Source organism: Natronorubrum tibetense GA33, assembly GCF_000383975.1.
Classification (GTDB): Archaea; Halobacteriota; Halobacteria; order Halobacteriales; family Natrialbaceae; genus Natronorubrum; species Natronorubrum tibetense.
On sequence record NZ_KB913018.1, the window covers coordinates 105,309 to 127,409 of the forward strand.

The 22,101-nt window shown below is 59.4% G+C and carries 13 protein-coding genes and 1 pseudogene; 8 read left to right on the forward strand and 6 right to left on the reverse strand.

Features of this window, described 5'->3' with window-relative positions:
- Positions 1-3: 3 nt before the first annotated feature.
- Positions 4-10,350: a right-handed parallel beta-helix repeat-containing protein gene (locus NATTI_RS25095; protein WP_019992115.1), complete on the reverse strand. Its 10,347-nt coding sequence runs from the start codon at positions 10,348-10,350 to the stop codon at positions 4-6.
- Positions 10,351-10,759: 409 nt separating this feature from the next.
- Here NATTI_RS25095 and NATTI_RS0121305 point away from each other — a divergent pair, with 409 nt between their 5' ends.
- Positions 10,760-11,716 carry a hypothetical protein gene (locus NATTI_RS0121305; RefSeq protein ID WP_006091953.1) on the forward strand — a complete coding sequence of 319 codons (957 nt, stop codon included), beginning with the start codon at positions 10,760-10,762 and terminating at the stop codon, positions 11,714-11,716.
- Between the two features lie 29 nt (positions 11,717-11,745).
- Positions 11,746-12,111: a hypothetical protein gene (locus tag NATTI_RS0121310; RefSeq protein ID WP_006091954.1), complete on the forward strand. Its 366-nt coding sequence runs from the start codon at positions 11,746-11,748 to the stop codon at positions 12,109-12,111.
- 108 nt (positions 12,112-12,219) lie between these two features.
- Here the strand turns inward: NATTI_RS0121310 and NATTI_RS25100 are convergent, their stop codons facing one another.
- Entirely contained in the window at positions 12,220-12,495 is a 276-nt protein-coding gene (locus tag NATTI_RS25100; RefSeq protein WP_006091955.1) for a hypothetical protein, read from the reverse strand.
- A 385-nt stretch (positions 12,496-12,880) separates the two neighbouring features.
- On the opposite strand from NATTI_RS25100, the pseudogene NATTI_RS27545 reads away from it, so the two are divergent.
- Together NATTI_RS27545 and NATTI_RS0121335 are read left to right on the forward strand one after the other, a co-directional pair.
- A pseudogene (locus NATTI_RS27545) lies at positions 12,881-14,280 on the forward strand (transposase).
- A 44-nt stretch (positions 14,281-14,324) separates the two neighbouring features.
- Positions 14,325-15,611 (forward strand): amidase, encoded by a 1,287-nt coding sequence (locus NATTI_RS0121335; protein WP_006091958.1) that lies wholly within the window; start codon positions 14,325-14,327, stop codon positions 15,609-15,611.
- A 120-nt stretch (positions 15,612-15,731) separates the two neighbouring features.
- Here the strand turns inward: NATTI_RS0121335 and NATTI_RS0121340 are convergent, their stop codons facing one another.
- The 3 genes from NATTI_RS0121340 to NATTI_RS0121350 all read right to left on the reverse strand — a co-directional run bounded on the left by NATTI_RS0121340 (position 15,732) and on the right by NATTI_RS0121350 (position 17,336).
- Entirely contained in the window at positions 15,732-16,142 is a 411-nt protein-coding gene (locus tag NATTI_RS0121340; RefSeq protein ID WP_006091959.1) for a type II toxin-antitoxin system VapC family toxin, read from the reverse strand.
- Entirely contained in the window at positions 16,129-16,356 is a 228-nt protein-coding gene (locus tag NATTI_RS0121345; protein WP_006091960.1) for an antitoxin VapB family protein, read from the reverse strand. Before NATTI_RS0121345 ends, NATTI_RS0121340 begins: the two co-directional genes overlap by 14 nt.
- A gap of 302 nt (positions 16,357-16,658) precedes the next feature.
- Positions 16,659-17,336, reverse strand: coding sequence for a plastocyanin/azurin family copper-binding protein (locus NATTI_RS0121350; RefSeq protein WP_006091961.1), 678 nt, complete (start codon positions 17,334-17,336; stop codon positions 16,659-16,661).
- Positions 17,337-17,988: 652 nt separating this feature from the next.
- Between NATTI_RS0121350 and NATTI_RS0121355 the strand changes: the two genes are divergently transcribed.
- From NATTI_RS0121355 to NATTI_RS0121370, 4 genes are all read left to right on the forward strand, one after another.
- Positions 17,989-19,272, forward strand: a complete 1,284-nt coding sequence (locus NATTI_RS0121355; protein ID WP_027119260.1) for a S8 family peptidase — start codon at positions 17,989-17,991, stop codon at positions 19,270-19,272.
- Between the two features lie 64 nt (positions 19,273-19,336).
- Positions 19,337-19,660 carry a helix-hairpin-helix domain-containing protein gene (locus NATTI_RS0121360; RefSeq protein WP_006091962.1) on the forward strand — a complete coding sequence of 108 codons (324 nt, stop codon included), beginning with the start codon at positions 19,337-19,339 and terminating at the stop codon, positions 19,658-19,660.
- Positions 19,661-19,834: 174 nt separating this feature from the next.
- Positions 19,835-19,990, forward strand: a complete 156-nt coding sequence (locus tag NATTI_RS26675; RefSeq protein ID WP_019992121.1) for a hypothetical protein — start codon at positions 19,835-19,837, stop codon at positions 19,988-19,990.
- A gap of 119 nt (positions 19,991-20,109) precedes the next feature.
- On the forward strand, positions 20,110-20,379 hold the full coding sequence (locus NATTI_RS0121370) for a PIN domain-containing protein (protein WP_006091963.1): 270 nt from the start codon (positions 20,110-20,112) through the stop codon (positions 20,377-20,379).
- A gap of 49 nt (positions 20,380-20,428) precedes the next feature.
- On the opposite strand, the gene NATTI_RS0121375 is transcribed toward NATTI_RS0121370, so the two are convergent.
- Entirely contained in the window at positions 20,429-21,808 is a 1,380-nt protein-coding gene (locus NATTI_RS0121375; RefSeq protein ID WP_006091964.1) for an ATP-binding protein, read from the reverse strand.
- Positions 21,809-22,101 lie beyond the last annotated feature (293 nt).

The following is a 22,101-nucleotide window of genomic DNA, read 5'->3' on the forward strand; positions in this document are numbered from 1 at the left end:
GGGTTACGACCGAAGCGATCGGGTCCGGAATAGCGCGATAGAGAGGAGTGCGACGAGAGCGATCACGAGCCCGAATCCGGGGATGCTGTCGTCGGATTCGCCGGTAGACTCGTCGTCGCCGGCGTCGCCATCGTCCATCTCACCGTCCGTGCTGTCAGTATCGTCAGCGTCGTCCGCGTCGTCCGTTTCGCCGGTGTCGTCGTCATCTGCGTCGTCAGCGTCTTTCTTGCTGTCGGTGTCGCCATTATCCGAGTCATCCTCGTCGGCGTCACCGTTGTCATCTGCATCTCCCTCATCCTCGTCCGTGCCATCATCAGGATCCGGCGACGGTGATGGGAACGGGCCTGGAGACGGTGACGAGTCGGCGTCGTCCTCGAGGGTGAAACTCGTCGTGGCAGTCGCATCGTTTCCAGCCTCGTCGGCGACCGAAATCGTCACGGAGAAACTCTCGCCGGGGTCGGCATCGAACGAGTGTTCAGCGCCCGACGAGGTGATACTCGTTCCATCGTCGTTGGTAACATCCGTACCATCGACCGAGATCGCCACCGAACCCAGGTCGATTCCGGAGAGATCGTCGTCGTACGTGAAGCGGACGGTGTCACCGTCGGGCGACTCGGCGACCTGAATCTCCGGTGGCTTCTCGTCGATAACCAGGGCACCGTACGTCGAAAAGCCTGTGACGTCGGCGGTCACGAACGGATCGCTGCCGATCGTCGTCACGGTCGAGTCGACGGCGTTCCACTCCCCGGCGGGTTCGTCGTAGTGGTGGAGAACCACGTCGTCGGCACCGACGCCGGAGGCGAGTTCGTCCTCGTCGATTGCCATCGAGATCGTCGCTCCCTCGATCGTTCCCTGCTCGAGATGATGGTCAATGAAGCTGTCCAGCTCCGCGGTGAGGAAGCCGACCCCGACTTGGCCACCGTCGAGGTTCGCGTTGACGGAGTTTTCCGAGAGCGCGAGGAACAGCTCCTGGGTTTTGATCGCCTGCTCAGCGTCGTCGGCGACGTCGAACGCGACCGACGTTCCCGTCTCGTCGAGCACGATTTCGCCGTCTCCGAGCGTGAAGCCGGTGTTGACGACGACCGACGCCGTGTCCTCGCCCTCGTTTCCGGCGAGATCGGTTCCGGCGGCGGTGACGGTGTAGTTACCCGTTTCGTCGAACTCGAGCGTTCCGGTGAACCGGGTGTCGTTGTCCGCGGCGGTTTCCATCGTCACGTCGGCGGGTTCGGTCGAGCCATCGTCCGAATCGACGAAATCCGCCGAGACGTCGGGCACGTCGGCCAGCGGCGCGTCGCTTTCGACGACCACCGTGGCGTCCTCGTTGTCGACGTCCTCGATCGTCACCGACATCGACGGCTCCTCGCGGTCGATCACGAGCGTTTCCGCCGCGTCGTCGGCCCCTCCGTTATCGCGTTCGTCCACCGCGACGACCGAGAGTGCGTACCGCCCGTCGTCGACGAGGTCCGCGATGGGAACGTCCGCGCTCCACGTCGTTCCGCCCGCGTGACTCGCCTCGGTGGAGACGCTGTAGGTCGTCTCGAGCGAGGTGACGAGCACCGTCACTTCGTCGATCTCGAGGTTCGAATCGACGTCGACCTCGACGGTGGCGTCCTCGCTCGCGTAGACGAAATCGCCGCCGGTTCGGGGGTCGACGACCGTCGAGTGCCCCTGGACGTCGACGATTTCGGGCTCGACAACGGGCTCTTCGACCGCGATCACGCCGGCGGTGCGGTCGCCTAACTCGAGGTCGTAGGTTCCCGATTCGTCGAACTCGGCGGTGATGTTGATCGCCCCCAGGTGGTAGAAGCCGGGCGAGAGTTCGACGTCCCCCGCGACGCCGAGTTCGATCGTCTCGCCGCCGTCGGTCGGCGTCGCGTTCAGCGCGATATCCTCCGGCCCGTCGATGGTTCCGCCCTGGTAGATGCTGCCGATGACGTGGAACTCCTCGCCCTCGACGATCTCGCTCTCGGATGCGGAGGCGGCGACGACCTGGATGTCTGATTCGGCCGCTTCGACCTCGATGAATCCGGCAGGCCGATCGCCGAGTTCGAGGGTGTAGTTGCCCGGTTCGTCGATCGCCGCGGTGATGTTGACCGCGCCCAGGTGGTAAAAGCCCGGCGCGAGCTCGATGTCCTCCGCGACGCCGAGTTCGATGGGGTCGCCGTTTCCGTCCTCGGGCGTCGCGTTCAACGCAACGTCTTCGGGACCCTCGATGGTCCCGCCCTGGTAGAGGCTGCCGATGACGTGGAACTCTTCGCCCTCGACGATCTCGCTCTCGGAGGCGGAGGCGGCGATGACCTGGATGTCCGATTCGGCCGCTTCGACCTCGATGGATCCGGCAGGTCGATCACCAAGTTCGAGGGCGTAGGTTCCCGGTGCATCGATCGCCGCGGTGATGTTGATCGCGCCCAGGTGGTAGAAGCCCGGCGAGAGTTCGATGTTCTCTGCAACGCCGAGCTCGATGGGGTCGCCGTTTCCGTCCTCGGGCGTCGCGTTCAACGTAACGTCTTCGGGTCCATCGATATTTCCACCCTGGTAGAGGCTGCCGATGACGTGAAACTCCTCGCCCTCGACGACCTCGTGCTCGGAGGCGGAGGCGGCGATGACCTGGATGTCCGACTCGGCCGCTTCGACTTCGATGGATCCGGCAGGTCGGTCACCAAGTTCGAGGGTGTAGTTGCCCGGTTCGTCGATCGCCGCGGTGATGTTGACCGCGCCCAGGTGGTAGAAGCCCGGCGCAAGCTCGATGTCCTCCGCGACGCCGAGTTCGATGGGGTCGCCGTTTCCGTCCTCGGGCGTCGCGTTCAACGCGACGTCTTCGGGACCCTCGATGGTCCCGCCCTGGTAGAGGCTGCCGACGACGTGGAACTCCTCGCCCTCGACGATCTCGCTCTCGGAGGCGGAGGCGGCGATGACGTCGATGTCGGAAGTGGCTTCCAGTACTTCGAGCTCTCCAGCGTCCTGGCCGCCGAGCGTGAGGTCGTACCTGCCAGGCTCGTCGATAGAGAACGAGATGTTGATCGCACCCAGGTGGTAGACGCCGGAGTCGAGTTCCACCTCCTGACTGCCGAGTTCGATCAGGTCGCCGGTATCCTGATCGGTTGCCTCGAGTTCGATCTCCTCGGTGCCGCTCTCACCGGCCTGGTAGATGCTGCCGATGATGTACAACTCTTCGTCCTCGAGGACTTCGATCTCCGAGAGCGATGCGGCGATAACGTCGATGTCAGACGGCGATTCTTCGACACCGATCGTCCCGACGTTGTAGTCGCCCAATGTCAGATCGTAGGTGCCCGGTTCGTCGAGCTCCGCGGTGATGTTGATCGCGCCCAGGTGGTAGAAGCCCGGTGCGATCTCGACGTCCTCCGCGACGCCGAGTTCGATGAGTTCATCGCTATCCGTCGGTGTCGCGTTCAACGTAATGTCTTCGGGGCCGTCGACGTTCCCTCCCTGGTAGAGGCTGCCGACGACGGAGAAGTTCTCCCCCGTGGTGACGTTCATCTCGGTGACGGAGGCGGCGATAACCTGGATGTCCGATTCGGCTGCTTCGACTTCGATGGATCCCGCAGGTCGATCGCCCAGCTCGAGGGTGTAGTTGCCCGCCTGGTCATCCTCGAACTCGGCGGTGATGTTGATCGCGCCCAGGTGGTAGAAGCCCGGTGCGATCTCGATGTCCTCTGCAACGCCAAGCTCGATGGGGTCGCCGTTTCCGTCCTCAGGCGTCGCGTTCAACGTAACGTCTTCGGGTCCCTCGATATTTCCACCCTGGTAGAGGCTGCCGATGACGTGGAACTCCTCGCCTGCGACGATCTCGTGCTCGGAAGCGGAGGCGGCGATGACCTGGATATCCGATTCGGCCGCTTCGACTTCGATGGATCCGGCAGGTCGATCGCCCAACTCGAGGGTGTAGTTGCCCGCCTGATCGTCCTCGAACTCGGCGGTAATGTTGATCGCGCCCAGATGGTAGAAGCCCGGCGAGAGTTCGACGTCCTCCGCGACGCCGAGTTCGATCGCCTCGCCGTTTCCGTCCTCGGGCGTCGCGTTCAACGTGATATCCTCCGGCCCGTCGACGTTCCCGCCCTGGTAGATGCTGCCGATGACGTGGAACTCTTCGCCCGCGACGATCTCGTGTTCGGAGGCGGAGGCGGCGATGACCTGGATATCCGATTCGGCTGCTTCGACTTCGATGGATCCCGCAGGTCGATCGCCCAACTCGAGGGTGTAGTTGCCCGCCTGATCGTCCTCGAACTCGGCGGTAATGTTGATCGCGCCCAGATGGTAGAAGCCCGGTGCGATCTCGATGTCCTCTGCAACGCCGAGTTCGATCGCCTCGCCGTTTCCGTCCTCGGGCGTCGCGTTCAACGTAACGTCTTCGGGTCCATCGATATTTCCACCCTGGTAGAGGCTGCCGATGACGTGAAACTCCTCGCCCGCGACGACCTCGTGCTCGGAGGCGGAGGCGGCGATGACCTGAATGTCCGACTCGGCCGCTTCGACTTCGATGGATCCGGCAGGTCGATCACCAAGTTCGAGGGTGTAGTTGCCCGCTTGATCGTCTTCGAACTCGGCAGTGATGTTGATCGCGCCCAGGTGGTAGAAGCCCGGCGAGAGTTCAATGTCCTCTGCAACGCCGAGCTCGATGGGGTCGCCGTTTCCGTCCTCGGGCGTCGCGTTCAACGTAACGTCTTCGGGTCCATCGATATTTCCACCCTGGTAGAGGCTGCCGATGACGTGGAACTCCTCGCCTGCGACGATCTCGTGCTCGGAAGCGGAGGCGGCGATGACCTGGATATCCGATTCGGCCGCTTCGACTTCGATGGATCCGGCAGGTCGGTCACCGAGTTCGAGGGTGTAGTTGCCCGCCTCGTTGAATGTGTGGGTGATGTTTATCGCGCCCAGGTGGTAGAAGCCGGGCTCGAGCGACACCTCCTGCGTTCCCACCACGTCGGTCTGTCCGGTTTCGGTGTTCGTCGCCGTAAGTTCGATCTCCTCGGGGTCGTTGACATTGCCCGCCTGATAGATGCTCCCGATCACGGACGCGTTTTCGCCCTCCACGATTTCGTCGTCCGAGACCGACGCCGCGATCACGTCGATGTCGGAATAGGTGTACTCGAGCGTCACCGTCTCGACGAGCAAGCCGTCGAGCGTGAGCGTCACGTCCGTATGCTCGCCCGCCGGCGGGAACTCCTCACTCGAGGGTGTCCAGGACAGTTCGACGCCGTCTCGCTCGATTCCGGGGCCGACCGTGACGTCCGTCTCGTCGACGACCTCGCCGTCGGCGAGCAGACGTACGGTGTGTTCGCCCTCGGCCCCGGCGTTGTACAGGTCGCCGGTGACGGTGACGGTCTCGCCGTCCTCGGACAGCTCGGTTCGGTCCGTACTGGCTCCGAAGACGGAGATGTCCGGTCCCTCGTGGACGATGACTTCGCCGGCGTCGCTTCCGCCGACCCGGACGTCGAACGTCCCCACCTCGTCGAACGCGTGCGTGAACTCGATCTCGGTGATCTCGCCGGGCCCGAGGTCGACCGTCTTGGTGTCCACGACGTCGCCATCGATCTCGAGGGGGATGGAGAGGGTTCCGCCCTCCTCGCCGACGTTTTCGACGGTCGCCGAGACCGTAACGTTGTCTCCTTCGGCGACTTCGTCAGTGTTCAGTGAGACGTCAGTGACGTCCGACACGGGCTGGAGGCCGTCGTTGAACACGCCGAAGGTGGCAAACTCGGTGACGTTCTCGGCGTAGACGTACTGTTCTGTTGCGTTCACACCCGAATCGTACGACCCGTCCGCCGGCGAGTTCCAGGTCCCGTCGAACTGCCAGATCTCGAGGGTCGATTCGTCGATGTCGAAAACATCGGAATCGTCGTAGTGGAACCGCAGGTACTCCAGCTGTGGATCGTCGCCCGCTTCGGAAACGTTCGCGTACATGTCGAACGGGCTCACCTCCGCTGGCAAGTCGTCCGGCTCGGTTGCGGAGTCGATTTCGACGTTCTGGGCGGCGAACGAGATCGTCGTCTCCTCGAGGGTGATCGTTTCGAAATCGGTGGTTGCCGACTCACCGACGGAGACGCCGGTGTCGGTGTCGGTCACCGTCACGTTGGACAGCGCGTTATCCGGGCCGGCGACGGAGAGACCCGTGTCGGCTCCGTCGATGACGACATCCGACAGCGAATTGTTCGTCGGCGTTCCGGTCATCGCTACTCCCGTCGTGGTGTTACTGATCGTGACGCCCGATACGACGCTGTCTGTGGCTGAACTCGAGACGCTGATGCCGGTTCCAGCGACGTCCTCGACGGTCAGGTCCGTGACGGTCGTTCCGTCGCCGTAAATCGACAGCCCGCCCTGAGCTCCCGTGACCTGGACGTTCGTGAAGGTGTTGTCGTAGTTGTCGCTCGGCGCCAGATAGACGGCGCTCGCGGCTCCACCGGTGACGGTCACGTCGGTGAACTCGTTGTTCTCCGAGCGACTCGTGACGCTGACTGCGCGTCCATCGCTGTCTGCGTACGTAACGTCGGTAAACTCGTTGTGGTCGGCGTTACTGAGCCCAATGGCATCTTCGTCGGTGTCGGTGACAGTCAGCGACTCGAACGTGTTGTGACTGGCGGCCGGACCGCCGGAGAGGTCGCCGACGAGATAAATTGCGGTTCCGTGCTCGCCGCTCGCAGTCACGTTCGTCAGCGTGTTTCCGTCGCTCCCGACTCGAATGTCGTGCCAGCCGTTGCCGGAAACGTTGACCGTCTCGAACGTGTTGCCGGCGGTTCCCGAACTCTCGAGGTTTAGGCCGTACTGGGAGTTGTCGTCGACGGTGGCGTCGATGAACGTGTTCCCGGTTCCCCAGGTCTCGATGCCGACGTGGTTCGAGGACACATTCGCCCCAACGATGTCGTTGGAATCTCCAGCCATATTAATTCCCACGTCGCCGTTGTCGTGTGCAGTGACGTTCGTGAACGAGTTATGGAGAGTCACGTCACCGATCGTAGACCCGGCAGAGATCCCTGTGTTGTCGTTGTGTCGCGCAGTGAGGTTCGTGAAGGCGTTATTGCTCGCATCGCGAATCACGAAGCCGCCACTGTTGTACTCTGCGACGACGTCGGAAACGGTTCCATCGTTGGCCCCGCTGTAGCGAACCCCCTGGCGCCACTCCGTAACTGTCACGTCGCGAACGGTGACATTCGTTAGCGTCTCAGCACTTCCGTTGACGTACACGCCGTACTCCCACCCATCACTCGCGTCGTCGATACCCGTGATGGTGTGACCCTGTCCGTCGAACACCACGTCACTCGAGGTAATCTCGATGGCCGTCGTGTCATCGGTGAGATTTGCATCGAGCAGGTACGTTCCGGGCGCCGAGATGACCGTACTCTCGGTGATCGTCACCGGTTCGTCCTGGTCGACCGACACCGACGCCGTGACGTCGTCGTCTTCGCTTCGAACTGTCACGTCACCGCTGCTGGCGTCGTCCGTTTCGGTCTCCCAGGTGAGCGTGGCCGTGTGATTCTCGTCCGGGTCGAGTGAGAGTTCCTCGAGTTCGTCGACGGTCGAGCCGTCGAACGCCTCGAGGGAAATCGTCTGCGTTCCTGCCTCGGTGCCGGTGTTCTCGACGGTAACGTCGACCTCGAGTGGCTCGCCGGCGGTGACCGGCGAGTTCGTCTCCGCGACCGACACCGCGAAGTGCGGTGCGTCGTCGGCGGGGTCGGTCTTCGTCCACGGATCGAATCGGACGTCGGCGCTCACCGAATCACCGGACCCACTCGCTGTGGCTCCGGTATCTGGGTCAGAGACGCCCCCACTCGGGCCGCTCTCGGCGCCCCACCAGTTCAAACGGGCGTCGACCTCGACGCCACTCGATTCGAGCCCCTCTGGGTTGTCCACGATACTGTTGTGACGCAGGGTCGCGTTCTCCGCATCGACGTGTATCCCGCGGTCACCGCTGTGGGTCACCGTGTTGTTCGACAGCATCGCGTTACCCGAACCTGCACCGACGTCGATGCCGTCGACGACCGATTCCTCGATCGTGTTTCTTTCGACCGTGGCGTTGATTGCGTCACTTAGTCCGATGCCGTTGCCGTAGGTGATGTACGAATAGGTCGGATCGACGTGTCCGTTGTTCGTGATCGCGTTTCCAACAACCGTCGCTGCTGCGGCCTCGTCAAGGAGAATGCCATCCCGAGCGTTGTCAGCTATTTCGTTGTCGAGAATCGTCGCGTTGTATGGTGCATCTCCAGAGGTGAACGCTCCTGGTGGTTCGAGCTGAATGCCCTGGAGACTGTTGTCGGTGATGGTGTTGTCCTCGATCCAGAGATCCACAGTGTCGCGTCCTGCGGCGATCCCCTGCGTGTTTTCGGAAACGTCGTTCCCTTCGACGACCGTCCGGTCGGCGCGTTCGAGGTAGATTCCGTCGTCGCTGTTGCCGGAGATCTCGTTGTCACGCACCACCGAATCTTCAGCGTTCCACCGGATCTGGAGTCCGTGGCGGTCGTTGTTTTCGAGCGTGTTCCCTTCGACGAGCGTCCCATCGGTAGACTGGGCGACGTGGATCCCGTCGCTGTACGAGCCGGTGACCGTGTTATCACGGACGACGTGGTTTTCACCGTGGCGTTCGAGGTGTATACCGAACGTGTACGCCTGGTCCGTGCCCACCGTGTCGCTCACCGTGTTGTCTCGGACGATACTGTCGGACCCACCGACCAGTTGCACCCCGTACTGTACGGTCGAGACGTCGTTGTGTTCGATGAGGGATCCAGTCGAGCCCATGTCGATGATGCCACCCTTCCCGCCCTCGATACCGTCGGAAACCGTGTTGTTCGCGACGATCGTTCCCTCAGTGACTCCGAGTTGAATCGCGGCGACGGTGCCACCGAGTTCGAAGTCCGAAATCTCCACATCCGTCGAATTCGCGACGATGAGCTGCCCGGCGTCCGGATAACTGGATGGGGTAATCGTCACACCGTCTGCGTCGCGTACGTAGACGAGGTCATCGCCCCCAACAGTGTTGTCATCGAACTCGTGGCGGAAGTGGTCCAGCTCCTGTTCGTTCGTCCCGCTCGACATGGTGACACCGTGAGCGAACTCGTTGTCGCGAACCGTCGCGTCGGTCGTCGAGGACAGGCTGAGGTCGGACCCATCGCTCGAAATCGTGTTGTTCTCGACGAGGAGCGTATCCCCTCCCGAGGAGATTCCTTGTCCGTTACCGTCGAGGCGGTTATCGACGATTTCGACCTCGTCGGACGCGCGCATCCAGATGGCGGACGCTGACAGTCCCTCGATGTCGTTGTCGCGAATCTCGATCGAAGAGGCGTCTCCGAGGTGAATGCCTCGCGAGGTGTTCGTAATCGTGTTCCGTTCGATCAGCGCATCGCTCGAGTAGTCCCGAATGTCGATCGCGATCTGGCCGTCGTGCTGGATGTCATTGTCGACGACGGTCGTATCCGAAGATTGCCTGAAGCTGATCGCCGGGGAAGAATCGGTGCCAGTATTGTTCGAGATGGTGTTGCCGGAGACGAGGGTTCCGGATGCGCCGTTCCCTACTCGCTCCCCGATCGCACGAATCGCGTGGTACTCGTTGTCCGTGATCGTGTTGTTCGTGATCTCGATTGCCTCGTGCGATGAATACTCGTGGAATACGATCCCGTTCTCGGCGTTCGCCGTGAACGTATTCCCGTCGATGACGGTTCCGGTGACCCCTGCGAGGTGGACGCCGTCGTCGTTCGCCGTCACATTGTTGTCGCGAATTTCGACGCTGCTCGTGTCGGACGCCACGTGGATGCCTCGCGAGAACTCTCGGACATCGAAGCCCTCGACCGTGACGCTACTGGCGTTGACGAACACGCCGGTAAACGTCTCGTCTTCGGGGGCGAGCGTCACATCTCCGTCCGCGACCAGCGTTATTCCACCACTATCGAATCGCAGGTCCTCCTCGTAAGTTCCACTCCCGACACAGATCGTGTCGCCCCACTCGGCGTCATAAATTGCAGACTGAATTGATTCTCCCGCATCGACCGTCTGTTCACACGACAGGGAGCTTGTTGACGTCGTCTGCACCTGGTCGAAGTCGCTAGAATCTCCCGACTCGTCCGCCTTTTCGTCGTCCTCCTCCGGCTCATCCTCCGCTCCATCGTCCTCCTCCGACTCGTCTGACTCATCCGTCGCTTCATCGTCCGCATCAGACTCAGCTACCTCGTCATCTTCCTCCGGATCAGCCACTTCCTCGCCGTTGTCCCCATCAGTCGACAACAAATTTGCACCCTCCCCGCCGAGATCGGGCGATAACCCCTCCATACCGTCGGCCAATCCACCATCATCGGCGACACCGGAGGCGCCCACCGCGCCGACCGGCGCAGCGATCGAGGTCACCATCAATATAGAGAACAAGATGGCGAATAGCTGCGTTCTGCAAAATCCGTTGTGTGCACCCGCAAACACCTGAATCATGAAGAATGTCTCCGCCGCTAACCTATAACTTGGCGCTTACCTTGGGGTGGGGGGTAAGGTTACATCGGGGTAAGTTTGAGAAGAACTGACGTCGGAGTTGAACGAGGAAGCCCTCGGCGGTGACCGCTACAAATCCCACGTCCTCGCCGAATCCGTTGAAAGCGCACGCCGCTACGGGGATCGATTCCGTCAGTGACCCACGACTGAAGTCGTGGGCTTCCTCCTTGAATTTCTGTGAGTGCAGTCGTCGCAAACCGGTTACACAGCAGTAATCTACGTGATTACCCCCGAGTTAGAGATCAGTTTTAGTGGCCGAATTGAATTGTTCGATCACATGGTACTTCATTTCGGAAAAGCTACAGGCATCTTCCTGAAGACGATGCCGTTCGTGTTCCTTCGGATGGGCGTCGGACTCTTGCTCGGAATCATTTCGATCCTGTATTTCGGGATCGTCATCTGGCTTGGGATGACGCTTCTCGACGCGGGAACGATCTCGGGGTGGATTGCAGGTGTCGGGTTACTACTCGCAATTGTTATCTTCGTCGGTGCGTGGCGACTGGTAAGCAGGTATGTGTTGTACCTAGTCAAAGCGGGGCATATCGCCGTCATCGCACACATCGTCGACACCGGCGAAGTCCCGTCGAACCAGCTTCAGTACGGCACGAGCCAAGTCAAAGCGCACTTCAAGGAAGCGAGCGCGCTTTTCGCCGTCGACCAACTGGTGAAAGGAGTCATCAGACAGTTCAACGGGAAGGTCGCCTCGGTCTCCAACCTAGTTGCGTTCTCTGGAGGGGTGCGCAGTCTCGTCCGACTCGTCGGTCGGGCGATTGCCATTGCCGCCTCTTACATTGACGAGGCGATCATCGCCTATATGTTCACGACCGAAGAGGAGAATCCCTGGCGAGCTGCCAGAGACGGCGTCGTCCTCTACGGAAAGAACTGGAAACCCGTCCTCGCGTCGACGCTGGTGATCATCCTCGGACTGTACGCGGCTACATTCGGGCTCTTGTTAGCGCTGACGCCGCTAGCGAGCGTCCTAGGAACTCTCTCGACAACGCTCGAGATCACCGGCTGGGTCGTCGTCGGTGGGCTCGTTCTCACCGCTTATACCGGCTTTCTCAATCCGTGGGTGAAGACCGTCGTGATCACTACCTTCCTCGTCGAAGCACGCGAGGATACGCCTGACAGTGAGACGATGGATCGGATTGCGGACCGATCCAAGAAGTTCAGAGAGCTGATGAAAAACGCCGAGGAAGATGTTGACGAGGAGATTTCCGCTCCCGCCCGGTAACGCCCCGCCGGTGGCTGACTACCCGCCGTATGGGACTCATTGACGACCTGCGCAAGATGAAACGGACGGTCGATCGCACCGTTGAAGCGGTCGAGGACCCCGACGCCGAACTGTTCCAACAGTGGTTGGCGAGACTCATCGGGGAGTATGTGCGTGGCGAGATCAGTGCCACCGAGTTCGAACAGGAACTTGCCAAGCATATCGACGATCCGAATGCGGGAATCGAGATTATCGTGGAGGCGTTCACCGACGTCGATGCCGCAACGGCCACCGCGGTTGCCACCGAGTACCAGTCGCTCAGCGACCTCGAGGACACTGATCAGGCGCGACTCGAGTCCGTCGCAGGCATCGATCCGGTTACGGCGGACCTGCTTCTCGAGCGGTTGCACCAGTGAGTGACTCGTCCCGTCGGTCGAGCCGCGTCTGCGTCAATCAGCAGGTCGCAGCGAACCGCCTCGGGGTCAAATCTCATGGTCTGTCAGTGGACTCCCGTTCTAACCGATTTACTTCTCGAAGACTAGGGTTGCTTCTTCCGCGATAGCGTCTCGTTCTTTCTCTATTGCGAGACCTGCTGCTGCACCCATGGCATTTTCCATGTGTTTCTCAAACTCATTACTTCGAATCTTCAGACCGGCTTGATGGAGATTCGAGCGGATTCTTTGTGTCATCTGTTTATCTTCATCGACAGTATCTTCAAGCCGTTTAACGACTTTCTGGGCATCACGAAGCTGTTTGATTCGATCGTTACTACCGTTCTTGGTGTCGGTTGTGTCCGACATGATATTTTATGGACCCACCTTCATATATAAATAGTAATGACTCAGAGAGTTTTCTAGATATTTTTCAGTCTGATAAACGTTAGTGTAATGAGGTCCTCTTGCATATACTACCAGTCGAAATATATTGGGCTATCTTTCTGCGAGGAGAGAATCCCGTCGTTTACGACGGGAGTAAATCCGACAACTTTGACATCAACCACCACTGATGGCAAGGTGGATATTCAACGCTAATACACACCGTTAAGTAGGCTTGTTTACAGGGTCAACAAGAGAAAGCCCACGACTTTAGTCATGTGGATGAATCCGTCACTGCTGAAAATAACCACGACACCGTAGCCTGCTTACAATCCTAACGTTTACAGTACGTGAGCCTGACATTTAACGTATGAGCGACCAACCACAACGCACGAACGAGCACACTGCTGAACCCACCAGTGAACGGTATCGGCAGTGTTTATTCGAGTGGTTGGCCGCTCACGCTCCGTTATGGAACCAGATCACCTACCGACGCCGACAGGAATACTTCGCCGATGACGGTGACGTCTGGGGCGCCGAGTACACGGACTTGTACGACGAGTACGCACCAGTCCTCGGCAAGGCAGCGTGCCAGCAGGTCACCCGCAAGAATAGCGAGGCATGGCGGAGCCACTTCCGCCTCCTCGGCAACTACCACAACGACTCGGACTCTACGGTAACAGAGAAACCCGGTCCACCGGGATACTGGGGCAACCGTGAGGACGGCTACGAGCTACACGGTCTCGTTCGCAATGACCTGTACGAGTTCGACTGGGATGAGGATCGGAGTACGTTGGAGTTCGGTGTCGGCGAAGCTCTCGAAGAGAAGTACGACTTCGAGTACCAGGAACGTATCACGCTCGAAGTCCGCGGGAATCCCCACTGGGAGGGTGATGATAGCAGGTTGGAACTTGTCTACGACGAGGCGGCTGCCAAGCTTCGTGTCAAGCATCCGGTTCGCATACGGCCAGATAACATACGCGAACAGCGACTGGATGCCTTCACTCATACACTCGACCCCGAGAACACGATGCAGTCAGCTGCGATCGACGTCGGCGCGAACAACACGCTTGCCATCGTCACCACCACTGGGGAAACCGCAGTCTATCACACTCGACCAGAATTTAAACGGTTCCAAGTGCTGTCCGATCTGATTGCCGAGTTGCAATCAACACTCCCCGACGGCCAGTACACGAGCAAGCGGATCCAACGCGCGTACAACGAACGTGGAGGGAAACGCGACCATAGTCGGGATACCGCGGTGAAACACGCGGCGGACTGGCTACTCGAACGGAACGTAGACACCGTGTACGTTGGTGATTTAACCGACATACTGGACACGCACTGGTCGGCTGAAGTGAACGAGAAAACCCATGCGTTCTGGTCGCACCGACAGCTCATCGACCGACTCGAGCTCACGCTCGGCGATATTGGAATCAGCGTCGAGCAAGTGAGCGAGGCTCATTCGAGCAGTGAGTGTCCGAGTGTGGAAGCGAGAATGCGTCAAGAGATGGTGATTCGTTCCGGTGCCACGACTGCGAGTTGGACGCGCACAGTGACACCGTCGGAGCGTGGAATCTGTTACAAAATGAGGTTGGGCCGATGGCGCGGCCCGCCGCCCTGGCTGCTGGACGCGGCAGGGACGTACCTACCGATGGGACGTACTGGGAGTGGGATGGACACGACTGGAAACCCGCGGTTTTTGGGGAACAGTCGTGTCCGGTTGACCAAACCAGCGTCGGCAAACCCGCAAGTTCACAGCCGGGGTAATCTGCTGGCCGGATTGCCCACGGAGGAATCCCACGACTTCAGTCGTGTGGAGGACGTCAAACGGGATCCCAATCGTCGTAAAGGATCACGTCGAGACAACCGACCTTCCGACGACGTACGGCTCCACAGCGTTCGAAGGGTACATGCCGGAAGAAGAGTCAACCGTCACGCAACGCCTGCGCGATGCAGGGGCGATCGTTCTGGCGAAGACCACGATGCCGGATTGGACAACCGCTTGGTTCGGATTCTCCTCGCTGACCGGGCGGACGAAGAACCCGTACGACCTGGAGCGAGATCCGGGTGGCTCGAGCAGCGGCACCGGCGCGGCCGTCGCCGCGAACCTGGGAGCGGTCGGCATCGGAACGGACTGTGGTGGGTCGATCCGTGTCCCCGCGTCGTTCGACAACCTCGTCGGGTTCCGCGTGACCCCTGGCCTGATCAGTCGCGCCGGCGTCAGTCCATTAGTCTCACAGCAGGACACGGCCGGACCAATGACACGGACGGTCCGCGACACCGCGACGTTGCTCGACGTCCTCGTCGGCTACGACGATCGGGACGACCTTACCGGGAAAACGGAACTCAGCCGGCCGCACGGGTCGTATACGAACCATCTCCTCCCGGACGGGTTGGCCGACTCGCGGATCGGCGTCCTCCGAGATGGGTTCGGTGACGACGACGATCCCGATGCCGCACCGGTCAATCGCGTGATCGAGCGAGCCCTCACGACGATCGACAACTCCGGCGCGACGCTCGTCGATCCCGTCGAAATCCCTCGCTTGGACGACTACTTGGAGGAGACAATGCTGTACATTCTGCAGTCGAAGCGCGATCTCAACGAGTTTCTTGCGGCCCGTGAGACGCCGGTTGCCTCCGTCGACGAACTCTACGAAACCGGCCAATACCACGACGTCCTGGACCTGTTCATCGGCTTCGCCGAGGAGGGCCCCGACGATCTTACGGACGATCTCGAGTACTGGAAGCGCCGATACACACAGCAGACGTTCCAAGAAGCAATCTTAACCGTTTTCGCGAGTCACGACCTCGACGCGATCGTCTACCCCGACGTGCAGGTCGTCCCACCGACGGAAGCCGAGATCCGAGACGGAAAGTATGAGACGATGACGTTCGCCACGAACACGATTATCGCCTCGCAGTCGCTCTGTAGCGCGGTTTCGATCCCCGCGGGGATCACCGGTGATGGGCTCCCGGTCGGTCTTGAGTTCCTCGGGCGGCCGTTCGACGAACCGACGCTCCTCGAACTCGGGTACGCGTTTGAACAGGCGACCGATCACCGCCAGCCACCGGAGACGGCCCCGCCGTTAACCGAGTAATCTTATGTGATAACGATCTTTTGAACCTCTCAGTTTTCGTGGGCTCACCCCACAGTGGAGGAATTCCACGGCTAACGCCGTAGGAAAATCTACGAGTGACGATCCTCGTCCGTCTCTCAGTTAAAACGTCGTCCAATCAACGACGCTAACGCCGTCCATCCGCTCGAAGTGGTCGACGTTCGCTGTCAGCACCGACAGTTGCTCGACCGTTGCCGTCGCCCCGATGTAAACGTCGTGGAGGTCATGGAGCGGGGTCCCCTGTCGTCGTAACTCACTGATCATGTCGGCCGCAGCGGTCGCGACTGCACGGTCAATGTCGACAAGTTCGAACCGGGCAAGGAGCCGTTCGAGTTCCTCGAGTGCGGCTTGGCGTGTTGATTCGTCTTGATATCGCTTGTTTACCCCGAGACGCAGTTCGGTGACGGTGACCGTACTAATTGCATGGCGCCCCTCATCGTCGAGTCTGGCGACCCGGTCGGCGACGCCGCCGCGGTCGATATCGACGAGGACCGACGTATCACAGAGTTTCATTATCCAGATTCGAAAGTGTTCCCCGGCTCAGCTCCCCGATATCCTCTTTGACGGCGTCATGCGTCTCCCGATCGAGCACGCCCGCACCTGTGACGTCAGCGAGCTGGCGACGCTCCTCGAGGTGATCGCTGATAACGTCACTGAAACTCCGATCCCCTTTCTCCCGTTTGAGTTCGCGATAGACCTCGTCGGAGATCGCGATATTCTTGCTCATGCCTTATGTATGGGTACCCATACGCAAAAGATTTTCGCGGTTCTCGAACTCGACTGGCGCCTAGCATCGTCCCATTGGCGGGCGACGGTTTTGCATCGTCAACCGCCTTGGGGTCAACTGGTTCGAGAGCCTTCGTCTCTCGTCATTCCAAAAGGCACCACCTTTCTGACTACCACGAGACTTGTCGGTGAGTTCCCACTCTGCCCGTCGAAAAGGTAGGCCGAAATTGGCCATTTGCGTTCAACGCCCCTGACTCCAGGGCCAGTTGCTGCCCGTCCAGCATCAAGCAATTAGACTTGTTTTCAGTCTTCAACGACTCGTATCGCTCCTCGGTGGCCAAACCAGTTTTTGTCTTCGTAAGCAAAGTCGGTCTCATACGGGGTGCCGTGAGGGAAACAATAGTACAGGTACACGCCAGGCTCCTCGAAGACGTGCTCATGGCTGTTCATCTCCTCTTCATCTCCCTCGATTGCGAACGCATCGGCAGCACCATCCTCTGGTGACTCGTGAGGCGGGTCGAAGTGTGAAGTGAGCGTGTGCGTGTGCTCACCTCCCCATTCCCACGTAACCGTTGTTCCGGGAGAAATCTCGACTCCCCGGGGATCGGCCGCGAATGGGCCCAGAACTTCACCATCGACTTCTAACATCGCGCTGAATTCAATATTGACTGTATCCTCGCCGGTGTAGTCAACCATTTCCCCATCCCAGACGCCATCCCCCCACTCAACTGGTTCGTCAGCTAGGACGTCCAAGCTCGTTGGTTCTTCGTTCAGCCAGTCCTCGATTTCTTCGAGGTCGGCGTCGTCGCCCGCTTCGGTGTCACCGTTATCACCCGCTTCGGTATCACCGTCGTCATCTTCTTCGGGCTCATCATCATCATCCGCCCCAAGGCACCCAGCTATCATCGTACTCCCAGTGATGCCTACACCAAATACTTTGAGGGCTTTACGTCTTCTAATCGACATTTTTTCACTTTTCATTGTTGGCTCCCTAATCCCCACTTGGAAGATAAGGTGAATGTTGAGACTGACGGATGATATTTAATATTGTTGGTACACGGTAAATACTGTTCCACAATCATGATGTTTAGGACTACACTCAGATTTGCATCACCAGATTCGCCGGTAGCGTTCGCTAAATAAGCGCCCTGTATCTTGCACGGCAGCAAGAACATCTAGTAGAATGTCCAGCGGTCAGTACGCAGATCCACTGAGAAACTGATTCGCAGTGTTGTTGTCGAAATAAATATGCTGGTTTCGCGTCTAAACAGGGCCCCTGAGATGTGATGGTTATACTCACATCGTAACATCCTCCTCGGCGTGAACACCGTGGCTTCCCCTACGAGAGGAATCCAATCTGGCAGGTTTCAGTCCGAGTAGGCCGCAAGCGTGATTTACGAGTATTTTTCGCTCGTCTCGCGGTGGACTGTGGCGTTCGCAAGACGCTTGCGTCTTGCGCGCACACCAGAACTCAAAGAGTTCTGGGGACGCTGTCACTGTCGCTCCCATTGCGAGGCGGGTCATTAGTGTTTTATTCTGACTCTACTTTTTAGAGACAGGACTGTAATTCTGCACTAGTATTTGACAGGCACATTATACCAAAGATATAATAGCCAAATGGTACTTTCGCACCATGCAACTAGATAGACGGTCAGTACTCAAAGGAATCGGCGCCGCCGGGGCAACGCTCCTCGTATCCGGGGTCGCGTCGGCAAGCGACGGACAAGCACGCTATATTGCCCAGACGAACAACCGTGGCGCGGACGTGGAGTCCGCCGGATTCGAAGTACTGAACGAACTTGGCGACGGTACACTCTTGTTGGTGAAAGGACCCGAAGACGCTGTCGACAACCTCAAAGACGCCCACGGAGTCACCGCTGCTGTACGAGACCTCAAACTCGAACTCGAACCGGTACTCGAGGAGAGCGATAGCCCGGAAATTCCAGACGACCCCGACGACGTCTATGACGAACTACTGTGGGACAAACAGATACAGGACGTACGCGAAGCGCAGGCACACGCGACGGGCGAGGGGACGACGGTCGCGATTATCGATACCGGTGTTGACGAGAACCACCCTGACCTCAAAAATCTCGATGACGAGGCCAGCGCCGCGATCATCGATGGCGACATTACATCTCACAAGGGTGACCCCGACGGGCACGGCACCCACGTCGCGGGGACGGTCGCCGCAACGGGTGATGAAGTAATGACGGGGACGGCGCCCGACGCAACGATTGTCTCCGTCGACGTGCTGGGCTACGGTACCGGCTCGTTCGGCGACATCATGGTCGGGATGGAGCACGCCGCCGACGTCGGCGCGGACGCTGCGAACATCAGTCTCGGCTTCATGACAGCACCTCAGGAGTTCGCCGAATCCGAGGACAACGTCGGAATGTACCGGCGGATATTCGAGCCGGTCGCGAACTACGGGCAGCGCAAGGGGACACTGTACGTCGGGTCGGCTGGTAACGACGAGACGGACCTCCAGGGTGGCTGGCTCCGCCTCTGGAATGGGCTATCGGGCGTCATCGGCGTCAGTGCCACCGGACCGAACGACAAACTCTCATTCTACTCGAACTGGGGGCGGAACGATGTCGATGTAGGCGCTCCGGGTGGTGGCTACGAAACCGAGCAAAAGTCGCTTGACCCGGAGGCGAATGTCGAGTGGCCGTACCCGCTTAACCTCGTGTTTTCGACCTATCCCGGCGGGTACAACTGGTTAGCGGGGACATCGATGGCGGCTCCACAAGTCACCGGCCTCGCCGCCCTCGTGCGCGAACTTGACTCCGGTGCGAACCCACAACAGGTGCTCCAAGCCATCCGGCAGGGCGCGGAGGTTGCGGACAACCGCGGTGATTCCGAGCTCGGAGCAGGACGGGTGAACGCCCTACAGGTGGTCGAGCGCTTCGACTAACCGCTAACGCGGCCAGTAGCCGGCAGGAGCGCCCCGTCCCCACCTTTTCTCCTCACCGTCGCAATTGATCGGCGATACCGCGGTCGAAGACCTCGACGCCGAACTGTTCCAACAGTGGTTGGCAAGACTCATCGGGGAGTATGAGCGTGGCGAAACCAGTGCCACCGAGTTCGAACAGGAACTCGCCAGGCATATCGACGATCCGAACGCAGGGATCGAGATCATCGTGGAGGCGTTCACCGATGTCGATGCCGCAACGGCCACCGCGGTTGCCACCGAGTACCAGTCGCTCAACGATCTCGAGGCCACTGACCGGGCCCGACTCGAGTCCGTCGCGGGCGTCGATCCGTCCACGGCGGACCTGCTTCTCGAGCGGCTGCACCAGTGAGTGACTCGTCCCGTCGGTCGAGTCGCATCTACATCACGGGTCGCTCGAGGCCAGCAAGTACAATCAGCAGGTCACAGTCAACAGCCTCGGGGCCAAGCCCCGTGGCATCCGCCTTGTCGATCTGTGAATCGTCCCTGCCGAACTATTTTATCCGTGGCACTCGTTCAGCTAGCTATGGGAGTCTATGCCGATGATGTGGCCGAATTTGCGCGCTCGGATGACGCCGACGATGCCGATCGGGAACCGTTAGGTGAGCGGCTTCGCGGCATGGCGTCCGAACTCGACGTGGATGCCGTCGATGAAGTCCGGAACCTCCGCGAGCGGACATGAGGCTCTTTCTCGATACGAACCTCTTCGTCGCTGCCGTCACCGACGAACCGGAAACGGGAGCAATCGCTGCGGACTTACTGAGCGCCGACCACGAGTTGCTGACGTAGACGCTCAACCTCATGGAACTGCGAACCGTATTGACGAAAAAACAGCGCCTCGAACTGTCTCGGGCGAACGCCATTCAGACCGAGATTACACAAGACGTCTCCGTGGTCATCCCCGATGCATCCGATATGATGAATGCGAATCGCCTGCAGCAGGAGACGCTGCTGTATCCGCTCGATTGCTTGATTCTCGCGTGTGCACAGGGACATGACGCTGACCTCGTCTCGTTCGATTCCGAACTGCAGGACGTCGCTGCCCTATCCTCGGACGAGCTCGTCGATTGAGCCGGTACAGCCGCCACTTATATGCAGTACCCTCAATTTCAGTGGTTTACTATGAGTCAGTGACATCACTCAAGTTGAATAATTGGAGATCGTCACGCTCGGACACGGTTTCCTGTACAGATTGGGTCGCGCCACTCCGTGTGAACAACGCGTATTCCGTGTCAACTCCGCCGGAGTCCGGCGTCCAGCGAATCTCCGACGCGTGGTCTTCAAGTGAGGACAGCGCACGGTAATCCAGTGGCGAGTTCGTGAACTTGCACTCTCCCACGACCATTGTTCCGTCTGTGGTGAACCCGACAACATCCACTTCATGTTCCTTGTACCACCAGCGGCCGATATCGAGGAACAGCTTCTCTGAATACAGACGTGGGAGGGCATCCTGGCAAAGCGTTTCGAACTCTTGACTGACGAAATCATGGAGTTCTGGTTCGATAACTGCTTCGTAGGCACCCTCACCTAGACGGTCGTATCGATCTTCTTTGCCGTAGACGAAACGGAACCAGAAGCGAAAAAGTGGATCCAGGAGTCGGTAGCGTCCGCGGCGTGACTTCGCTTTCTCCTCGGTGATCGGAACTTCTCGTTCAATGAGCCGCAACCGCTCTAACTTCTGAGTATAGGTCGAGATTTGCTTCCCGTCGATTCCAACCGTTTGGGCGATTTCGTTCGATGTTGTCTTCCCCGCAGCTAGTGCGGTGAGAATCGCGAAGTACCGATTCGGGTCTGTGAGTTCGGTCCGGAGGACGTATTCTGGTTCGTTGTGAAGATATCCTTTCTGAGAGAGCACCTCCTTCGTGAGGACTGTTCCAAGATCCTGATTGAGATCGATACCGTCGAGATAGTATGGTACACCGCCAAAAATTCCCCACGTGAAAACACGCTCTTCGGGGGAGTAATCGTCCGGGACAAACGCTTGTGCAGCGGCGAAGTCGAGCGGTCGGAGATCAAGTTTCTCGGTGAAGCGCCCGTACAGAGGACTGTTCCCAAGAAGCGTCGCTTCTTCCATCATGCTGATCGATGAGCCAACCAGAATGAGTGTTCCCGCTGTATTTTGGAACCGCTGGTCCCATAATCGCTGAATGACCGAGGGAAGGCTCTCGTCAGCGTCGATCAGATAGGGAAATTCGTCGAGGACGACAATCCCGTCTTGATCGCCGAGATACCCCAGGAGCGCTTCCCAGTTCTGCTTGATATCCGTGATTCCTGGAAACGTGTCGGCAGCGACGTCGACGAACTCGTCGAGTTGTATCTGTGACGTGGTTTCTGTAGCCTGGTAGACGACGGCATCATCGCGCTCGGCAAGCGAGTGCTGGACGAGTTGTGTTTTCCCAAGGCGCCGCCGGCCGAAGATGACGACCATCTCAGCGTCGTCGGAATCGTAGCACCTGCGGAGCCGTGAGAGCTCATCTTCCCGGTTGACGAAGCGCTCCATATCTCTATGTTATCCCGCCAGAGGATAATACTTCCGAGTAGCCTATTCTGAAATAGGCTATTCTAAAATTGGTTAGTCGGTTCCCTGCTGGCAAAAACAATGGGTGGGGGTCACCGACGCCGAGGATAGGAGCAACGGCGGTTTGGCGCAGCCAGCAGTCCGCTTGCTCGACAAACACACCGGCGTAGTAGCCGGCCGAGAACAGGTCGCCGACTGCAAACCGTGATATCCCAACGCCCGGGAATCCTACCACTTCAGCCGTAGGAGGACGTCAATATTCGTAGTACCACGGC

Excerpts from the sequence above, each read along its gene's own strand:
- NATTI_RS25095 (WP_019992115.1), bottom strand. The coding sequence starts at position 10,350 with ATGGTGACCTCGATCGCTGCGCCGGTCGGCGCGGTGGGCGCCTCCGGT.
- NATTI_RS0121305 (WP_006091953.1), top strand. The coding sequence starts at position 10,760 with ATGGTACTTCATTTCGGAAAAGCTACAGGCATCTTCCTGAAGACGATG.
- NATTI_RS0121310 (WP_006091954.1), top strand. The coding sequence starts at position 11,746 with ATGGGACTCATTGACGACCTGCGCAAGATGAAACGGACGGTCGATCGC.
- NATTI_RS25100 (WP_006091955.1), bottom strand. The coding sequence starts at position 12,495 with ATGTCGGACACAACCGACACCAAGAACGGTAGTAACGATCGAATCAAA.
- NATTI_RS0121340 (WP_006091959.1), bottom strand. The coding sequence starts at position 16,142 with ATGAAACTCTGTGATACGTCGGTCCTCGTCGATATCGACCGCGGCGGC.
- NATTI_RS0121345 (WP_006091960.1), bottom strand. The coding sequence starts at position 16,356 with ATGAGCAAGAATATCGCGATCTCCGACGAGGTCTATCGCGAACTCAAA.
- NATTI_RS0121350 (WP_006091961.1), bottom strand. The coding sequence starts at position 17,336 with ATGAAAAGTGAAAAAATGTCGATTAGAAGACGTAAAGCCCTCAAAGTA.
- NATTI_RS0121355 (WP_027119260.1), top strand. The coding sequence starts at position 17,989 with ATGCAACTAGATAGACGGTCAGTACTCAAAGGAATCGGCGCCGCCGGG.
- NATTI_RS26675 (WP_019992121.1), top strand. The coding sequence starts at position 19,835 with ATGGGAGTCTATGCCGATGATGTGGCCGAATTTGCGCGCTCGGATGAC.
- NATTI_RS0121370 (WP_006091963.1), top strand. The coding sequence starts at position 20,110 with ATGGAACTGCGAACCGTATTGACGAAAAAACAGCGCCTCGAACTGTCT.
- NATTI_RS0121375 (WP_006091964.1), bottom strand. The coding sequence starts at position 21,808 with ATGGAGCGCTTCGTCAACCGGGAAGATGAGCTCTCACGGCTCCGCAGG.